At 67.9% G+C, this 16,845-nt stretch carries 15 protein-coding genes; 13 read left to right on the forward strand and 2 right to left on the reverse strand.

All coding sequences use genetic code 11. The features are described from left to right. Positions 1–54 precede the first annotated feature (54 nt). Positions 55–2,295 (reverse strand): PAS-domain containing protein, encoded by a 2,241-nt coding sequence (locus ACF66B_RS14170; RefSeq protein WP_111429051.1) that lies wholly within the window; start codon positions 2,293–2,295, stop codon positions 55–57. A 154-nt stretch (positions 2,296–2,449) separates the two neighbouring features. On the opposite strand from ACF66B_RS14170, the gene ACF66B_RS14175 reads away from it, so the two are divergent. From ACF66B_RS14175 to ACF66B_RS14215, 9 genes are all read left to right on the forward strand, one after another. Further along, positions 2,450–3,073 (forward strand): SCO family protein, encoded by a 624-nt coding sequence (locus ACF66B_RS14175; protein ID WP_111429050.1) that lies wholly within the window; start codon positions 2,450–2,452, stop codon positions 3,071–3,073. A gap of 122 nt (positions 3,074–3,195) precedes the next feature. After that, positions 3,196–3,927, forward strand: coding sequence for an FkbM family methyltransferase (locus tag ACF66B_RS14180; protein ID WP_111429049.1), 732 nt, complete (start codon positions 3,196–3,198; stop codon positions 3,925–3,927). 225 nt (positions 3,928–4,152) lie between these two features. Next, positions 4,153–4,854: a gamma-glutamylcyclotransferase gene (locus ACF66B_RS14185; RefSeq protein WP_392663019.1), complete on the forward strand. Its 702-nt coding sequence runs from the start codon at positions 4,153–4,155 to the stop codon at positions 4,852–4,854. Between the two features lie 247 nt (positions 4,855–5,101). Further along, positions 5,102–5,644, forward strand: coding sequence for a hypothetical protein (locus ACF66B_RS14190; RefSeq protein WP_111429048.1), 543 nt, complete (start codon positions 5,102–5,104; stop codon positions 5,642–5,644). A gap of 256 nt (positions 5,645–5,900) precedes the next feature. After that, entirely contained in the window at positions 5,901–6,512 is a 612-nt protein-coding gene (rimP, locus tag ACF66B_RS14195; protein WP_111429047.1) for a ribosome maturation factor RimP, read from the forward strand. Beyond that, the gene (gene nusA, locus ACF66B_RS14200) at positions 6,509–8,188 is read left to right on the forward strand and encodes a transcription termination factor NusA (protein ID WP_111429046.1); all 1,680 of its coding nucleotides are present in this window, start codon (positions 6,509–6,511) and stop codon (positions 8,186–8,188) included. The genes rimP and nusA overlap by 4 nt, the downstream gene beginning before the upstream one ends. Positions 8,189–8,212: 24 nt before the next feature. Then, positions 8,213–8,875, forward strand: coding sequence for an RNA-binding protein (locus ACF66B_RS14205; protein ID WP_111429045.1), 663 nt, complete (start codon positions 8,213–8,215; stop codon positions 8,873–8,875). Between the two features lie 6 nt (positions 8,876–8,881). Then, a complete protein-coding gene (gene infB / locus ACF66B_RS14210; RefSeq protein ID WP_111429044.1) occupies positions 8,882–11,407 on the forward strand; it encodes a translation initiation factor IF-2 in 2,526 nt (841 codons plus the stop codon). A gap of 160 nt (positions 11,408–11,567) precedes the next feature. Beyond that, positions 11,568–13,040, forward strand: coding sequence for a serine protease (locus tag ACF66B_RS14215; protein ID WP_162683194.1), 1,473 nt, complete (start codon positions 11,568–11,570; stop codon positions 13,038–13,040). 16 nt (positions 13,041–13,056) lie between these two features. On the opposite strand, the gene ACF66B_RS14220 is transcribed toward ACF66B_RS14215, so the two are convergent. Next, a complete protein-coding gene (locus tag ACF66B_RS14220) occupies positions 13,057–13,833 on the reverse strand; it encodes an SDR family NAD(P)-dependent oxidoreductase (protein ID WP_111429042.1) in 777 nt (258 codons plus the stop codon). Positions 13,834–13,979: 146 nt separating this feature from the next. Between ACF66B_RS14220 and ACF66B_RS14225 the strand changes: the two genes are divergently transcribed. The 4 genes from ACF66B_RS14225 (at position 13,980) to ACF66B_RS14240 (ending at position 16,845) form a co-directional block, all read left to right on the forward strand. Beyond that, on the forward strand, positions 13,980–14,390 hold the full coding sequence (locus ACF66B_RS14225) for an MAPEG family protein (RefSeq protein ID WP_111429041.1): 411 nt from the start codon (positions 13,980–13,982) through the stop codon (positions 14,388–14,390). 2 nt (positions 14,391–14,392) lie between these two features. Next, positions 14,393–15,739: a TldD/PmbA family protein gene (locus ACF66B_RS14230; protein WP_111429040.1), complete on the forward strand. Its 1,347-nt coding sequence runs from the start codon at positions 14,393–14,395 to the stop codon at positions 15,737–15,739. Beyond that, positions 15,726–16,511, forward strand: coding sequence for a 3'(2'),5'-bisphosphate nucleotidase CysQ (locus ACF66B_RS14235; RefSeq protein WP_111429039.1), 786 nt, complete (start codon positions 15,726–15,728; stop codon positions 16,509–16,511). The genes ACF66B_RS14230 and ACF66B_RS14235 overlap by 14 nt, the downstream gene beginning before the upstream one ends. Before the next feature lie 91 nt (positions 16,512–16,602). After that, positions 16,603–16,845: a DUF4170 domain-containing protein gene (locus ACF66B_RS14240; RefSeq protein ID WP_111429038.1), complete on the forward strand. Its 243-nt coding sequence runs from the start codon at positions 16,603–16,605 to the stop codon at positions 16,843–16,845.

The raw sequence follows: 16,845 nt of genomic DNA on the forward strand, positions 1-16,845 counted from the left end.
GGCGTTCCGGTCTTCCGACGTTGCCCGTCGGTTCTAGCGGCCCGGCAGGCGGGTTCAAGCCCCGGTTGCAGCCGACCCCGGCTTGCTGCCCGCCTCGCCCCTCGCTGCCGGGATGGCGGCAAGGCTGTTGGGCAGCGTCGCGCTGAGCGCGAGCGTGCCTTCGGCGGCAGAGACGGCAAGCGCGCCGCCACCCGCCGCGACGATCCGCCGTGCGATCGCGATGCTCGGGGCATCGTCGCGCAGGGCGGTCTCGCCGATGCTTGCCTCGACGGTCAGGCGGTGGGTGGTCTCGTCGGAGGCCAGCGTGATCCGCACCGTCGAGCCCTTGTGTGCCTCGTCGGCCACGGCGAGCCCCAGGGCCATCGCGGCGCTGCGCATCCGGGCGCTCCAGCGCACGGCGGTCTCGGGCACTTCGAGGGTCAGGCCACGCTCGGCGAGCGCGGTCGCCAGCGCCGGGAGCGGCGCGCTTCCGGCGATCTGGCGGGCGCGCGCGATCTTGCGGGTCTCGCTCGAACGGGTGAGCCCGTCCTTGAGGCCCTGGAGCGCGGCATTGAGGCCCTTGAAGGCTTCGGCACCCTGCGCGGCGGGAATCGCCGACATCACCTGCTTCATCGCCGATTCCACCGGAATCCGGATCTGTTCCAGCGCGAATTCGGCGAGCATGTCATCGCCCTCACCCTCGGAGCCGTCGTGGGCGGCCTGAAGCGAAAGGTCGCGGAAGACGACGAGCGCGGAGGCGTCGGGCAGCGGGGCGACGAGGATCTGGAGCCTGCGGCCGTCGAGCCGGTCGACGGCCTCGCTCCAGGTCGTGCGCGTCTCGGACGCGGTCGCGAACTCGGCGAGCTTCGTCCAGACCGGGCTGTCGGCGCACTTTCCGGCCCAGAGTTCGGCCATGTCGGCGATGGTCGGGCCATTCAGGCCCTGCATCGGATCGAGCCCCCAGAGCGCCTCGAACGCGGTGTTGACGAAGACGAGCGATCCAGAGGCGTTGAAGACCGCCACCGCCTCGTTGAGCTTGTCGAGCGTCGCCTGGCTGAGTTCGAGCTCGGAGCGGTACTTGCGCTCGAGCATGATGGTGGCGGAAATGTCCTCGAAGAGGAAGGCGAGCGCGCCCTGCGGATGCGGCCGCCCGGTCACCCGGAAGACCTTGCCCGAAGGAAGCATCCAGTTTTCCTCGTAGGTGCCGTGGCGCGCACCTTCTTCGAGCTCGCCGAGCTTGCGGCGCCAGGCGGTGAAATCCTTCTGCTCCGGCATCTGCCGCGTCTCGCGCAGACGCTCGAGGAAATCGCGCAAGCTCGGCCGACCGGCGAGCCAGACTGCATCGATCTTCACCAGTTCGGTCAGCGCCGGGTTGAAGAGGCCGAGGCGGCGGTTCTTGTCGAAGACGGCGAGCCCGATCGGGAGGTGCGCGAAAGTCTCGGTGAGGGTCTCGACGAAGCGCCGGAGCGAGGCTTCCGCGGCGACCAGCTCGTTCGTGTCCTGGGCATAGCCCAGCCGGTTGCCGGCCTCCTCGATCTCGCTCACTTCATACCACTGCGGCTCGGTGTCGAGAGGGGAGGCGACGAGCATGCGGCTGCGGGCCTCCGCGCCGCGCGAGGTCAACGGTACGGATTCGATGACGTGGCTGAAGGCATTGGCGACCCGGTGGCTTGGCAATCCGCCGGCATTCGGATCGAAGCGTTCGCGATAAGGGGCATTGGCCCAGGCGATCTGGTCGTCGGGCGTGAGGTTCCAGGCAAGAATCGGGGCGCGGTCGATGACGCGGCGGAGAAATGCGATCTCGGAGGTTGCGCGTTCGAGGGAAAGCCGGGCGTCCTGAAGGGCGCGGGCATCCTCGCTTGCCGGCCGGATCGAGAGGATTGCCGCGTTTCCGCGCGGCTCGCCAAGGATTTCGGCAGCCGTGCCGTCGCCGCGGGGGCAATGGTGCCGGAAGCCGATCCCATCGACCACGAGCGCGTCGATGTCACGGTGGATCGAGGGGCAGTCGGTCTCGAGGTGCTGCTTCAGGGCGCTGAGCGGTGATGTGCCGCGTCCGAGGCCGTCGAGAAGCGCACGCGCCGAACCCGTCAGCGCCTTCACGCTGCCTCCGTTGATGAGGAAATCGCAGGTTTCGGCCTCTCCGCCTGACGCGGCAACCCGCGCGCCCTGATGCGGGGCGGCAAGCCGCGGTGCGACGAAGATGATGAGCGCCAGCGTCGCAATCGCGCTGACGAGCGCGGCAAGCAACGTCTCCGGCTGCTGTTGCAGCAGCGCGATCGGCGGCAGATCGGTGAAAGAGATTCCAGTGAGATTCATGCAAGGCGCACCCGGTTACGCGATGTCCGATCAAAGGCGACAAGGCTTAATGAAGGCTTAAATGCTACCGGAACGTGCGGCACCCCACCTTGTGGTTGTCCTGCTCGCCATGCCAAGGGGGCCGGCGTATGTTGAAAAAGGAGGGCTCGGCTGCATGACCCGAATCCTGGCGTTCTTTTCCCTGGCGGCAGTTCTGCTCGGCCTGGCGCTTGGCGGGTTCATCGTCATGCGCACGGCTGACCGCGACCGGTTTGCCGCCTGCAGGGACGGGGCGATTGCTTCCGGCGAGACGGCGGGCATTGGCGGGCCGTTCTCGCTCGTCGATGCGACGGGCGCACGGGTGAGTGAGCGGGAGGCGATCACGAAGCTGACGCTCGTCTATTTCGGCTACACGTTCTGCCCGGATTTCTGCCCCAATAATCTCTCGAGGAACGCCATTGTCGCGGAGTTGCTGGCCGAGCGCGGGGTGGAGGTGGACAATGTGTTCATCTCGATCGATCCGGAGCGGGACACGCCCGAGCAGGTCGGGGATTTTACGGCCGCGATCGATCCCGCCATTCGCGGCCTGACCGGCACGAAGCGGGAGGTCGCGGCGGCGGCGAGTGCGTATCGGATCTATTTCCGCAAGGCCGAAGGGGATGATGAGTTCTATCTCATGGACCATTCAACCTTCACCTACCTGATGGATCCGGAGCGGGGGTTTCTCGACTTCTTTGCCTCCGATGTTCCGGCCGGGCAGATGGCCGAACGCATCGGCTGTTTCGCCTCTAAGTTGTAGTTCGGCACTTTGGAAGCCGGATCGGCGTTGAAGATAATTCCATTCCCGGTCTGTGCATTAACGTTCTGGTGGCAAATTTTCGCTTACGTCCCGGAAGGTTGCACCTGCCGGGAAATTTTCTCATGGCTCATACCGCCGCACTGGACTTCTCGCCCGAGGATTGTCTCGAGGTCGCCGGGGTAAGTGTGCCGCTGGATCCGAACGTCATCACACCCGCGATCCATGAGGCCATGCTGGACGGCGCGTTCGAGGCCGAGGAATCGGCCCAGATCCCGCGGATCGTCCGGCCGGGGGACCGCGTGCTCGAGATCGGGGCGGGGATCGGGTTCATCTCGACGCTGCTCTCGCGGGAGGAGAGGGTCGAGGCGGTGATCGCGGTCGAGGCCAATCCGCTGCTGATGGGCTACATGGCCCGGCTGCACGAGAAGAACGGGGTCAGCAAGGTCCGGCGGCTCAATGCGGTGCTCGGCAACGGGCTCGAGACCTCGGCGACCTTCTACCTGCGCCAGGATTTCTGGATGGGCTCGCTGATGCCCCGGCCGAACCCCTATTATGCGACCGTCGAGGTTCCAACGCTCGGGCTCGACCGGCTGCTGGCGGAGGAGCGGGTGAGCCTTGTGGTCTGCGATGTGGAGGGGGCGGAAACCTTCCTGTTCCATGGGGCGGACCTCTCGGGGGTCGATCGGATCTTCGTCGAGCTCCACGATCATGTGACCGGCCTTTCCGGCGTCGGGCGGATCTTCTCGACGCTCGCCCAGATGGGCTTCATCTATGATCCGCGGCATTCCACCGGCAGCGTCGTGCTGTTCCAGAAGGTCGGCTCGGAGGATATCGTGCGGCCGTATGGGGCGTGAAAATCGGCCTTTTCACCGTGAAAATCAAACTAACATATTGATATTGTTGTTAATTGTTCTTAACAAATCATGAATGGCAAGGGTCCGCGCCGTAGCGGGCATCGGCGGATTTCGGCGCGGTGGGGCAAGTCGCCACAGCGCATCGCTTTGCGGCGGGAAAATTCGGTGGGAGAGTTCATCCGCCGGCGCGTTTGGCCGGTTTCGCTCCGGGCGGACAGGATGGCCATGCGGATCAATCATCGCACCCTTTCGCTTACCCCCGAACTCGTGGCGCTGGTGGAACGGATCGAGCCCGATCCGGGCCCGGAGCCCGGCAGCACAGAACACAGTGCGGCGGATTTCGCGGCGCTGGCCGCGGCGCTGCTGGCGGAGTACCGGCCCGAGCGTCTCTGCGTCTTTGCCTATGGCTCGCTGATCTGGAGCCCGGAATTCGAGCATGAGGCGATGGAGCCCGCGGTTGCTTCCGGCTGGCATCGCGCCTTCTGCCTCCATCTCACCCGCTGGCGCGGCACGCGGGAGGTGCCGGCGCTGATGATGGCGCTCGACCGGGGCGGCTCCTGCGAGGGCATTCTCTACGAGCTTCCGGCGGGTGGGCTCGAGGCGCAGGTCGTCCGGCTGCTCGAGCGGGAGATCGACGGCAACCCGCCGACGAACGTGCCGCGCTGGATCTGGGTGCAGACGGCGGCGGGGCGACGGCGGGCGCTGACCTTCGTTGCGGCGAAGGATGGCCCGGCCTATGCGGGCAGGCTCCCGCTTGAGACGGTCGCGGGGATCACCGCGCGCGCCGCCGGGCACTGGGGTTCCGCCGCGATCTATCTCCAGCGCACGGTCGAGAAGCTCGAGGAGCATGGCATCCGCGACCGCAACCTCTGGAAGCTCCAGGCCCTCGTGGCCGCGGAGATCCGGGCGGGGGCGGAGGGCAGGTGAAGGGCGGTACATCCTCCTGAGGGTCTTCCGGGGCCCGTCGGGCGGGCGGATCCTTGCCGTAACACGCATCACGATCGGAGAATGCCGCGCGGTTACATGCCGCGAGGTGTGTCGTGGCCTGAGATCCTGGTAAATATTCCGGAAGTATTGCGAAAATTACTTCAAAATAGTATGATCTGAAATGCTGCCGCCGTCGTGCGGTTGATTTCGATGGCGATAGCGTCGACTTGGAAAGGAAGACGTAGCCATGAAATACTCACTGATTTCTGCAAGTGTCGGAGCCTGTATTCTGCTTGCGTCGTCGAGTGTGGTGCGGGCAGACGAGTCATCCGCCGAAGATCTCATGCAGCGCCTCGAGGGGGTTGCGCCCGCTGCGGTGCTTGGGAATGCGACGCTCCTGAATATCTCGGCGGAGGGCGAGGTCACGTCGCTCCGCGAGGGCAGCAACGGCTGGACCTGCATGTATCCGGGCACCGACCCGATGTGTGCCGACGCCGGCGCCATGGCGTTCCTGCAGGCCTGGATGAGCCGGGAAGACCCGCCGCAGGATGCGCTCGGTTTCGTCTACATGCTCCTGGGGGATCAGGGCGCGAGCAATACCGACCCGTTTGCCTCCGGCGAGACCGCGGACAACCAGTGGGTGGTCGCGGGGCCGCATGTGATGATCGTCGGGGCCAATGCGAAACCGATGCTCGAGAGCTATCCGCAGGAGGCGCCCAACCCGCCGGATCAGCCGTGGGTCATGTGGCCGGGAACGCCCTATGCCCATCTCATGATCCCGACGAAGTGATGCCGCGCATGCGGGTCGGGAGAGGCAGGGGCCTCCGCTTCGGGCGCCCCGCCGACGGTCCGGGGGCGCGGGCGGCGTGATCCGTCCCGCCGGGGGCCGAGCGCCCCAAGCGTGCGGTTGCCGAATCCGCTTGCATCCCGGCCGGGGCGGGCCTATATGAGCGCTCAATAGCGGCGGGCTGGACGGAAGATCTGGCCCACCACCGAAACTTTGCGACGGGCCGCTGGCCCGTTTTTTTGTTGCATGGGAGACCCCTTTGGCCGATCTGATCGCCAAGGCCGCCATAGACCGGCGTCTGGCCGGCATCGTCACGCCGACCATCGAGGGGCTCGGCTTCGAGCTCGTGCGCCTGCGCCTGATGTCGGGCAAGAAGACGACGCTCCAGATCATGGCCGAGCGCCCCGAGGGCGGCATCGAGGTCGAGGATTGCGCGCGGATCAGCCGCGCCGTCTCGGCCGTGCTCGATGTCGAGGATCCGGTGGCCGGAGAGTACAGTCTCGAGGTTTCCTCGCCCGGCATCGACCGTCCCTTGACACGGCTCAAGGATTTCGAGCGCTACGACGGCTATGAGGTGAAGATCGAGACCGCCGAGCTCATCGACGGGCGGCGGCGCTTCAAGGGCATGCTCGAAGGGGTCGAGGACGGCGAGGTGCTGATCGCGATCCAGGAGGGCACGATCGGCCTCGACTTCGACCTGATCGCCGATGCCAAGCTCGTGCTGACCGACGAGCTCATCGCCGAGAGCCTGGCTGCGCGCAAGGCGCAGGGGTTCGAACCCGAGGATCTCGAGGGCTTCGACGAGATCGAGACTGACGACGACACCAGCGCCGATACCGGCACCTCCGATACCGACGAGGAAAGAACATGAGCGTGACTTCCGCCAACAGGCTTGAGCTCCTGCAGATCGCCGAAGCGGTCGCCCGCGAGAAGATGATCGACCCCAGCCTCGTGATCGAGGCGATGGAGGACAGTCTCGGCAAGGCCGCGCGCTCGCGCTATGGCGCCGAATACGACATCCGCGCGAAGATCGACCGCAAATCGGGCGATCTGGAGATGACGCGCTACCGCCATGTGGTCGAGGAGGTGGAGAACCACTTCACCGAGCTCACGCTCGAGGATGCGCGCGAGATCAAGCCGGATGCACAGCTCGGGGACTATCTGACCGATCCGCTGCCGCCGATGGATTTCGGCCGGATCGCGGCGCAGTCGGCGAAGCAGGTCATCATGCAGAAGGTCCGCGAGGCGGAGCGTCTGCGGCAGTACGAGGAATTCAAGGACCGTCAGGGCGAGATCATCAACGGCATCGTCAAGCGCACGGAATACGGCAACGTCATCGTCGATGTCGGCCGGGGCGAGGCGATCCTGCGCCGCGACCAGCTCATCCAGCGCGAGGCCTTCCGCAACGGCGACCGGGTGCGGGCGCTGATTCGCGACGTGCGTCACGAGACGCGCGGCCCGCAGATCTTCCTCAGCCGCACCGCGCCCGAGTTTCTCGCCGAGCTCTTCAAGATGGAAGTGCCGGAGATCTACGACGGCATCATCGAGATCAAGGCGGTGGCGCGCGATCCGGGCAGCCGGGCGAAGATGGGCGTCATTTCCTATGACAGCTCGATCGACCCGGTCGGGGCGTGCGTCGGCATGCGCGGCAGCCGCGTCCAGGCGGTGGTGAACGAGCTTCAGGGCGAGAAGATCGACATCATCCCGTGGAACGGGGATCCGGCGACCTTCCTCGTCAACGCGCTCCAGCCGGCAGAAGTCTCCAAGGTGGTCTTCGACGACGAGAGCGAGCGGATCGAGGTCGTGGTGCCCGACGAGCAGCTTTCGCTCGCGATCGGCCGCCGGGGCCAGAACGTGCGGCTTGCGAGCCAGCTCACGGGCTTCGACATCGACATCCTGACGGAAGCGCAGGAGAGCGAGCGGCGGCAGGCGGAGTTCGCCGAGCGCACGCGGCTCTTCATGGACAGCCTCAACGTCGACGAGATGGTCGCCCAGCTGCTCGTCGCCGAGGGTTTCGCGACGCTCGAGGAGGTCGCTTACGTCGATCTCGACGAGCTCACCTCGATCGAGGGTTTCGACGAGACCACGGCCGAGGAGCTGCAGGCCCGTGCCCGCGAGAGCCTCGAGGAGATCAATGCGCGTGCGCTCGAGCGGGCGCGCGAGCTCGGGGTGGCGCAGGATCTCTTCGATTTCGAGGGGCTGACGCCGCAGATGATCGAGGCGCTGGCCGAGGACGGCGTGAAGACGCTCGAGGATTTCGCCACCTGCGCCGACTGGGAGCTGGCAGGCGGTTACACCACGGTCGACGGCAAGCGGGTGAAGGACGCCGGTTTGCTCGAGAAGTTCGACATGAGCCTTGCCGAGGCGCGGCATCTCGTCATGAACGCGCGCGTTCAGGCGGGCTGGATCAGTGCCGAGGAGCTTGCGGCGGAACAGGCGGCCGAAGAGGCCGCTGCGGCGGAGGCGGCGGCCGAGGCTGCTGCCGCGTCGCCCGCCGAGGAGAGCATCGAATCGGTGTTCGGCACCGGCAGCGCGAGCGAGCGCTAGGAGAGCGGAGAGGTCGGAACGAGCGTGACGCGCGGAGGCAGGACGCGAGACAGGACGGAGCCGGTGCGGCGCTGCGCGGTAACGCGCGCGGAGCTGCCCAAGGCCCGGCTGCTGCGTTTCGTGATCGGGCCGGAGGATCAGGTCGTGCCGGATCTGGCCGGCCGGCTGCCGGGACGCGGCATCTATGTCGCGGCCGAGCGCGACGTGCTCGCCCGGGCGGTCGAGAAGGGTGTCTTCTCGCGCGCGGCGCGCCGGAAGGTGCATGTCGCGCCGGAGCTTCCGGCCGAAATGGAACGGATGCTCGCGCAGCGGCTGACCGATACGGTCGCCCTTGCGCGCAAGGCGGGTCAGGCCATCGCCGGCCGCGAGAAGACGCTCGCGGCGCTGCGTGCGGGCGAGGCCGTGCTGCTTTTGCAGGCGTCGGATGGTTCGGCGCGGGAAATGGCCGGGGTGCGACCGCCCTCGGGCCCTGAAAGCCGGATTTGCTGCCTTTCGGCATGCGAATTGGGCATGGCGTTCGGCCGTGATCGTGTGATACATGCCGCCGTACTGGCGGGTGGTCTCTCGGACAGAATTTACGAGGAAGCCCTGCGGCTATCGGGCTTCAGGGAGCAACAGGACCGCCAGATGCTCGGGGACGAAGCTGGCGTATGTTTGGCGGGGGAAGGCCTCCGCGAGAAAGGCTAAGACTTGATGACTGATACCAAGGACGGCGACCGCAAAGGCAAGACTCTCGGTGTACGCGGAGGCACCGAGACAAGCCAGGTGCGGCAGAGCTTCAGCCACGGGCGTTCGAAATCAGTGACGGTCGAGCACAAGCGCAAACGGGTGGTTGTCCCGAAGGTGGGCGGCGGCGGGGGCAAGTCCCGCGGCGGGATCGGAGGCCTCTCCGATACCGAGGTCGAGCGCCGGCGCAAGGCGCTCGCCGCGGCGAAGGCCCAGGAGGCCGATCGCCAGCAGAAGGAACGCGAAGCCGCGCAGGCCCGCGAGGATGAACTCTCGCGTCTCCGCGCCGAGAAGGAAGCCGCCGAGCGCGCCGAGAAGGAACGCGAGATCGCCGAGCAGCGCGCTGCTGCCGAGGCAGAGCAGAAGGCCGCCCAGGAGGCGGAAGCTGCCGCGGCTGCGGAACGCGCCGCCGTGAAGGCGGAGAAGTCCTCCGCCGCCCGCGCCAAGGAAACCGCTTCGGTCGATCCGGCCGCCGCGCAGGCCCAGGCCGCGCGCGCCGAGGCCGGCCGTCCGACGGGCCCCAAGAAGACCATGGACAAGGCCGGGCCGGAAGAGAAGCGCGGCCGTGGCGGCAAGAGTGGCGACGACCGCCGCCGCTCGGGCAAGCTCACCATCGCGAGCGCGACCGCCGACGAGGGCGGCCGCCAGCGCAGCCTTGCGGCGATGAAGCGGCGCCAGGAGCGCGAGAAGCGCAAGATGATGGGCCAGGGCGGCGAGCGCGAGAAGATCGTGCGCGATGTCCAGGTGCCGGACGCGATCACGGTGCAGGAACTTGCCAACCGTATGGCCGAGCGCGTTGCCGCGGTGGTCAAGACGCTGATGCAGAACGGCATCATGGCGACCCAGAACCAGACGATCGACGCCGAAACGGCGATGCTCATCGTCGAGGAATTCGGCCACAAGGTGGTGCGTGTCTCGGAATCGGATGTCGAGGATGCGATCACGCAGACCTCGAGCGAGGACGAGGTCAATCTCCAGCCGCGGCCTCCGGTCGTGACGATCATGGGCCATGTCGACCACGGCAAGACCTCGTTGCTCGATGCGATCCGCAAGACCAACGTGGTGTCGGGCGAAGCGGGCGGCATCACCCAGCACATCGGTGCCTATCAGGTGAAGACGCCCGATGGTGCGGTGATCTCGTTCCTCGACACGCCGGGCCACGCGGCCTTCACCTCGATGCGGGCCCGCGGCGCGCATGTGACGGATATCGTCGTGCTGGTGGTTGCCGCCGATGACAGCGTCATGCCGCAGACCATCGAGGCGATCAATCACGCCAAGGCGGCGGGCGTTCCGGTGATCGTCGCGATCAACAAGATCGACAAGCCGGGTGCCGATCCGAGCAAGGTGCGCACCCAGCTCCTGAACCACGAGATCGTGGTCGAGGAGATGGGCGGCGAGGTGCTCGACGTCGAGGTTTCGGCGCTGTCGGGCAAGGGGCTCGACACGCTCCTCGAGAACATCGCGCTGCAGGCCGAGCTGCTCGATCTCACCGCCAACCCGGATCGTCCGGCGGAAGGCGCGGTGATCGAGGCGCAGCTCGACGTGGGCCGCGGGCCGGTCGCGACCGTGCTCGTGCAGAAGGGCACGCTCCGGCGCGGCGACATCTTCGTCGTCGGCGAGCAGTGGGGCCGTGTGCGCGCGCTCATCAACGACAAGGGCGAGCGGGTGGACGAGGCCGGGCCGTCGGTGCCGGTCGAGGTGCTGGGTCTCAACGGCACGCCCGAGGCGGGCGATGTGCTCAACGTGGTCGAGAACGAGGGCAAGGCCCGCGAGATCTCGAGCTACCGCGAGCGTCTGGCGCGTGACAAGCGGGCGGCTGCGGGCTCGGCGACGACGCTCGACCAGCTTCTCGCCAAGGCGAAGGCCGATCAGAACGTCAAGGAACTGCCGGTTCTGGTGAAGTCGGACGTGCAGGGCTCGGCCGAGGCGATCGTGCAGGCGCTCGAGAAGATCTCGACCGACGAGGTGCGGGTGCGCGTGCTGCATTCGGGCGTGGGCGCGATCACCGAGACCGACGTGACGCTGGCCGAGGCCTCCGGGGCGCCGATCATCGGCTTCAACGTGCGTGCCAATGCGCCCGCGCGCGAGAGCGCGAACCAGAAGGGCGTCGAGATCCGCTACTATTCGATCATCTACGATCTCGTCGATGACGTGAAGAAGGCGGCGAGCGGGCTCTTGAGCCCGGAGATCAAGGAGCGCTTCATCGGCTATGCCGAGATCCGGCAGGTCTTCAAGATCACCGGCGTCGGCAAGGTCGCGGGCTGCATGGTCACCGAGGGTGTGGCGCGGCGTTCCGCCGGCGTGCGCCTGCTGCGCGACAACGTCGTGATCCATGAAGGCAAGCTCAAGACGCTCAAGCGCTTCAAGGACGAGGTCAAGGAAGTCCAGGTCAGCCAGGAATGCGGCATGGCCTTCGAGAATTACGAGGACATCCGCGAGGGTGATGTGATCGAAATCTTCGAGACCGAACAGATCGTGCGCACGCTCGCCTGAGCCCGAGGGCTTCGGGGCAAGATATCGGGGCGCGTCCGGAAGGACGCGCCCTGTTTCGTTTTGCCGGGCCGGTGCGTGCGGGCCTTAAGCAAAACACGTCAAAAATGTTCTGCAATTTTTAGGCGTATGCTAGCGTTTCTGCCTCAGTCGGGGGGTGGGTATGGCGGGTCTGGCACGCGTTCTTGCGGTTTTACTGGTGTTTTCGGCGGCTCCGGCCGCGACGGTGCTGGCCTCGCCTTCGGCCGGAAGCCGGACGGAGACGGCTGCGGGGCGGTTCGAGGCGGGCGCGCTCAGCCCCGACGAGCGCCGGGTGCTGCAGGCGGCCCTTGCCTTCGAGGGCGGGTTCGACGGCCCCATCGACGGCAGCTGGACCCCGGAGAGCGCGGCGGCGCTGGCGCGATACGCGCGGCGCGAGTTCGGCGGCGCGGCGGGCGATGTGCAGGTCGCGGCGCTGGTGATTTCCCTGCTGGCGGAGGTCGAGACCCACGGCTGGCGGGTGCGCTACCTGCCGGACCTCGATCTCTCGGTTGCCCTGCCCGAGACGGTGTTCGGCGCGCCGGAGGATGAGGACGGCGGCCAGCGCTGGTGGGCGGAGGAGGGGGTGCTCACCCTGCTCGCACATGATTTCGACGCAGGCTTCGCGGCGGCCTGGCACCGCGCGGCGCGGGGGGCCAACACGGAGGCCGCTGCGCTTGAGGCGGAGGACGGCCCGGACCGGCGCTGGAGCGCCGGGCAGCTCGAGGACGGGCGGCGCTTCGAGACGCTTTCGCTCGCACATGGCGATCGCTGGGCGACGCTCTATGTCGCAGGCACGGAGGCGGACGCGCCCCTGATGCATTTCCTGCTTGCGAGCGCGGTCGCGGGCGCGGCGCCCGAGTGGCAGATGCCGGTGGGCGGCCCCCTCGAGGCGCTGGTCCGGCGGACCCTGGCGGAATTCAGCGGCGCCGGGCCGCTCGAGGATTTCTTCCCGCCGGAGCCCGCGCGGCTCTCGCCGCCCGAAGCGACGGCTGCGGCGAGCGGCACCGGATTTTTCGTCGGCGCCCATGTGCTCCTCACCGCCGATCACGTGGTGGCGAACTGCCGCCGGGTGGAGCTGCCGGACGGCACCGAACTCTCGCTTCTCGCCGCGGACAGCGATCTCGACGTCGCGGCGCTGGGCACGCCCGAGGCCGCGCCTGCCTGGCTGGCGCTTTCGGGCGACGCCCGGGCGCGGCTCGGCCAGAAGGTGCATGCCGCAGGCTATCCCTATTACAACATCGCGGGCACCTCGCTGCACCTGACGGGCGGCAATGTGAGCTCGCTGGCGGATGTGAATGACGATCGCCGCTTCTTCAGCTTCAGCGCGCCGGTGCAGCCGGGCAGCTCCGGCGGGCCGCTCATCGATGCGGATGGCGGCGTGATGGGGCTGGTCGTCTCGCGGCTCTCGGAGCGCTACATCGCGGAAGCGACCGGGACGATTCCCCAGAACATCAACTATGGCCTCGACCATGCGGAGCTGGTGAGCTTCCTGGAGCGCAATGCGATCGTCACCGGCGAGATGGAGCTGTCGCCGGGCGGAATCGGCCGATTCGACATGGAGCGCGGCGCGCCGGATGCGCTCGAGGGCGCGGTGGTGCCGGTCTTCTGCGACTGAGGCCGCGCCCCCCGCCTCAGCGGGGAGCGGCAGGGGGCAGGCCGATGCGGGCGCGGATCTCCGGGTCGCGCAGGCTCACCTCCTCGCCCGCCAGATCGGCGGCGGCTTCGGTCGCGAGCCAGACCAGCGCGCGGGCCGGGATCTCGGGTGCCGCGTGTTCGGAGAACTCCATCCGGCTCACCGCATTGATGCCCGAGGCGCGGATGGCGCGCTGCATGTCGGTCGCGACCGTGCCGGGGGAGAGGCTCATCACCCGGATGCCCGCGCCGCGGTTTTCGAGATGCGCGCAGCGGGTGAGCATGAAGGCTCCGGCCTTCGAGGCGCAATACATGCTCCAGCCCTCAAGCGGGTTGTGCGCGGCGCCCGAGCTCATGTTGATGACCACGCCCGCGCCCTGGCGGCGCATCACCGGCAGGGCGGCGCGCAGGCCGTTGTAGATGCCCTTGAAGCAGATGTCGGCGGCGCGCGACCAGGCCTCGGGATCGGATCTGGCAAGCGCGCCGATGGGCTCGATCACCGCGGCATTGTTCACCAGCACGTCGAGCCGGCCGAAGCGGCCGCAGGTCGCGGTGACCGCGGCCTCGAGCTCGGAGAACTCGGCGATGTCGCACGCCATGCCCTCTGCGCTCGCGCCCTCCGCAGTGAGTTCGGCGGCCAGCGCGCGCACAGCATCGCTGTTGCGGGCGACGAGCATGAGGGAGGCCCCCTCCGCCGCCATGGCGCGTGCGGCCGCCGCTCCGATGCCCCGGCTCGCGCCGGTGACGAGCACGACCTTTCCGCTCAGTTCTCCCATGACTTCCTCCCTCTTCGGTTCGCGGGGACCGGGATCAAAGTCCGAACCGCGCCGGAACGCAAGTGCCGCGGCTTGCCGTGGTTGTTTCCGCCGGTCTATGGTCCTAGCTAGAAGACTGATCCGACAGTCTTGTTCCGGAGATCCGCATGACTTCATCCGCCGCGATCGCAGTGGTCGCGCTCTATGCCGGCCTCAACGGCTTCATCCTGCTCTGCCTTGCGGTCAATGTGGGGCGGACGCGCGCCCGGACCAAGGTGTTCATGGGGGATGGCGGCGACCCGGCGATGATCCGTGCGATGCGGGGCCAGCTCAATTTCGTCGAGACGGTGCCCTACTGCCTGCTGCTCCTGCTGTTGCTCGCGTTTCTCGGCGCGCCGCTCTGGGTGCTGCACGGGCTCGGGCTTGCGCTCACGCTCGGCCGGCTGGCCCACGGGGTGCATTTCATCCTCGCCGATGCGCCGCGCTGGCAGCGGGCCGCGGGGACGCTTCTCACGATGCTCGTTCTTTTGCTTTCCAGCGCCGGGGCGCTGATCCTGGCTGCGGGAGGTATGGTCTGAACATGTCGGAAGATCTCGAAAAACTCGCCGGGCGGTTGCTCGAGGCGGCGCGGCGCGCCGGAGCGGATGCGGCGGATGCGATCGCTGTCGAGGGCGAGAGCCTGTCGATCGAGGTCCGGGGCGGGGCACTCGAACATGCCGATCGCTCCGAGGGCATCGATATCGGCCTGCGCGTGCTGATCGGCAAGCGGCAGGCCTGTGTGTCGGCGAGCGACACGCGCGACGAGGTGCTTGCCTCGATGGCCGAGCGGGCCGTGGCGATGGCGCGGGAGGCGCCGGAGGATCCCTGGTGCGGCCTTGCCGAGCCCGGTGAGCTTGCGACCTCCTGGGACGTCGCGGCGCTCGATCTCGCCGATCCGGCGGCGGCCCCGGCACCGGAGGTGCTGAAGGAGATGGCGCTGGCGGCCGAGGCGGCGGCGCTCGCGGTGCCCGGCATCACCAAGATGGACGGGGCGGGCGCAAGCTTTGGCGCGACGCGCATCCACCTTGCCGCCACCAACGGCTTTTCGGGCGGATACGCCCGCACCAGCCACGGCGTGCAGGCGGTGGCGATCTGCGGCGATGGGCTCGGCATGGAGCGCGATTACGCTTTCGAGAGCCGCAGCCATGGCGCCGACCTGCCGTCCCCCGAGGAGATCGGGCGGCTTGCGGGCGAGCGCACCGCGGCGCGCGCGGGAGCGACGAAGCCGCCGACCGGTGCCTATCCGGTGCTCTATGACGAGCGGGTTTCCGGCAGTCTGATCGGGCATCTGGTGCAGGCGGTAAACGGTTCGGCGATCGCGCGCGGCGCCTCCTGGCTCAAGGATGCGCTGGGCGAGGCAGTGCTGCCGGCAGGCATGGAACTGATCGAGGATCCGTTCCGCCCGCGTATCGCCGGCTCGCGGCCATTTGATGCCGAGGGACTTCCGGTGGCGCGGCGGGCGCTCGTTGCGAATGGTGTGCTCGAAGGCTGGACGCTTGATCTCGCCACGGCCCGCAAGCTCGGGCTCAGGAGCACGGGCAATGCGAGCCGCGGCACGGGCGCGCCACCGAGCCCGTCGACCGGCAATCTCGCCCTGACGCAGGGGGATGAGAGTCGCGAGGAGCTCATGGCCGCAATGGGGACGGGGCTCCTGGTCACGAGCCTCATGGGCTCCTCGATCAATGCGACGACGGGCGACTATTCGCGGGGCGCGAGCGGGTTCTGGGTCGAGAACGGCGAGATCGTGCGGCCGGTCAACGAATGCACCATCGCGGGCAATCTGCGCGAGATGCTGAGGGGCATCCGGGCGGCGAACGACGCCCGGCCGCATCTCAGCCGGGTGATCCCGAGCCTTCTGGTCGAAGGGCTTGTCATTGCCGGAAGCTGACCTCCCGCTCCTCATCACGGCCGCCCATGCGGCCGGCGAGATCGCCATGCGGCATTTTGCCGGGGATCGCGCCGCCACCGAGAAGCCCGATGCGCAGGGACCCGTCACCGAAGCCGATCTCGAGGTGGACCGGATGCTGCGCGACCGGCTGCTCGCGGCGCGGCCCGATTACGGCTGGCTGTCGGAGGAGAGCGAGAACGATCCGGCCCGACTCGATGCCGAGCGGGTGTTCATCGTCGATCCGATCGACGGGACGCGGGCCTTCGTGGAGGGCGGCAAGGCGTGGTCACATGCGCTGGCCGTTGCCGAGCGAGGCCGGGTGGTCGCGGGGGTCGTGTTCCTGCCGCGGCTCGAGCGCACCTACAGCGCGGCCGCGGGCGAGGGGGCGGCTTGCAACGGCGAGCCGATTCGGGTGAGCCGGCGCGAGGTGCTGACCGGGGCGAAGGTGCTGGTGAATGCGACCCAGCTCGATCCGAAGTTCTGGCCCAGCGGGGTGCCGGCGATCGAGCGGCATTTCCGCTCCTCGCTGGCCTACCGGATGTGTCTGGCCGCCGAGGGGCGCTATGACGCGATGCTGACCTTCCGCGACGCCTGGGAGTGGGACATCGCGGCGGGTGATCTGATCGCGCGCGAGGCGGGCGGGCGCGTCACCGACAGGCTGGGCCATGCACCGGTCTTCAACAATCCCCGCCCGGCGCTTCCCGGTGTGATCGCGGCCCCTCCGGAGCTCCATGCCCGGCTGCTCGCCCAGACCCGCCCCCTGCCCGGCTGATCCGGCAGCGGGGCGCAGGACGGATTGATTTCGCTGCACCGCCCACTATGGTGCGGGCAATTTCCACCACATATGCTTTGGAGGCTCATTCATGACCCAGCGCCTGCACCTCGTCTTCGGCGGGGAACTCACCCATACCCAGCGGCACGAGTTCAAGGACATCGAGAACATCGACATCGTCGGTCTCTTCCCGAACTATGCGTCCGCCTACAACGCCTGGAAGGCCAAGGCGCAGGCGACCGTGGACAGCGCCGAAACGCGCTATTTCATCGCCCATATCCACCGGCTCGTCGATGAGGAGGACGAAACCGGCCCGACCTCCGAAGTCGTCTGA

Origin of the sequence: Amaricoccus sp. B4 (genome assembly GCF_043226085.1) — a bacterium.
Taxonomy (GTDB): domain Bacteria; phylum Pseudomonadota; class Alphaproteobacteria; order Rhodobacterales; family Rhodobacteraceae; genus Amaricoccus.

Coding starts and splice junctions, on each gene's coding strand:
- ACF66B_RS14220 (WP_111429042.1), bottom strand. CDS start 13,833: ATGGGAGAACTGAGCGGAAAGGTCGTGCTCGTCACCGGCGCGAGCCGG.
- ACF66B_RS14225 (WP_111429041.1), top strand. CDS start 13,980: ATGACTTCATCCGCCGCGATCGCAGTGGTCGCGCTCTATGCCGGCCTC.
- infB (WP_111429044.1), top strand. CDS start 8,882: ATGACTGATACCAAGGACGGCGACCGCAAAGGCAAGACTCTCGGTGTA.
- nusA (WP_111429046.1), top strand. CDS start 6,509: ATGAGCGTGACTTCCGCCAACAGGCTTGAGCTCCTGCAGATCGCCGAA.
- ACF66B_RS14190 (WP_111429048.1), top strand. CDS start 5,102: ATGAAATACTCACTGATTTCTGCAAGTGTCGGAGCCTGTATTCTGCTT.
- ACF66B_RS14180 (WP_111429049.1), top strand. CDS start 3,196: ATGGCTCATACCGCCGCACTGGACTTCTCGCCCGAGGATTGTCTCGAG.
- ACF66B_RS14240 (WP_111429038.1), top strand. CDS start 16,603: ATGACCCAGCGCCTGCACCTCGTCTTCGGCGGGGAACTCACCCATACC.
- ACF66B_RS14230 (WP_111429040.1), top strand. CDS start 14,393: ATGTCGGAAGATCTCGAAAAACTCGCCGGGCGGTTGCTCGAGGCGGCG.
- ACF66B_RS14175 (WP_111429050.1), top strand. CDS start 2,450: ATGACCCGAATCCTGGCGTTCTTTTCCCTGGCGGCAGTTCTGCTCGGC.
- ACF66B_RS14185 (WP_392663019.1), top strand. CDS start 4,153: ATGCGGATCAATCATCGCACCCTTTCGCTTACCCCCGAACTCGTGGCG.
- ACF66B_RS14215 (WP_162683194.1), top strand. CDS start 11,568: ATGGCGGGTCTGGCACGCGTTCTTGCGGTTTTACTGGTGTTTTCGGCG.
- ACF66B_RS14170 (WP_111429051.1), bottom strand. CDS start 2,295: ATGAATCTCACTGGAATCTCTTTCACCGATCTGCCGCCGATCGCGCTG.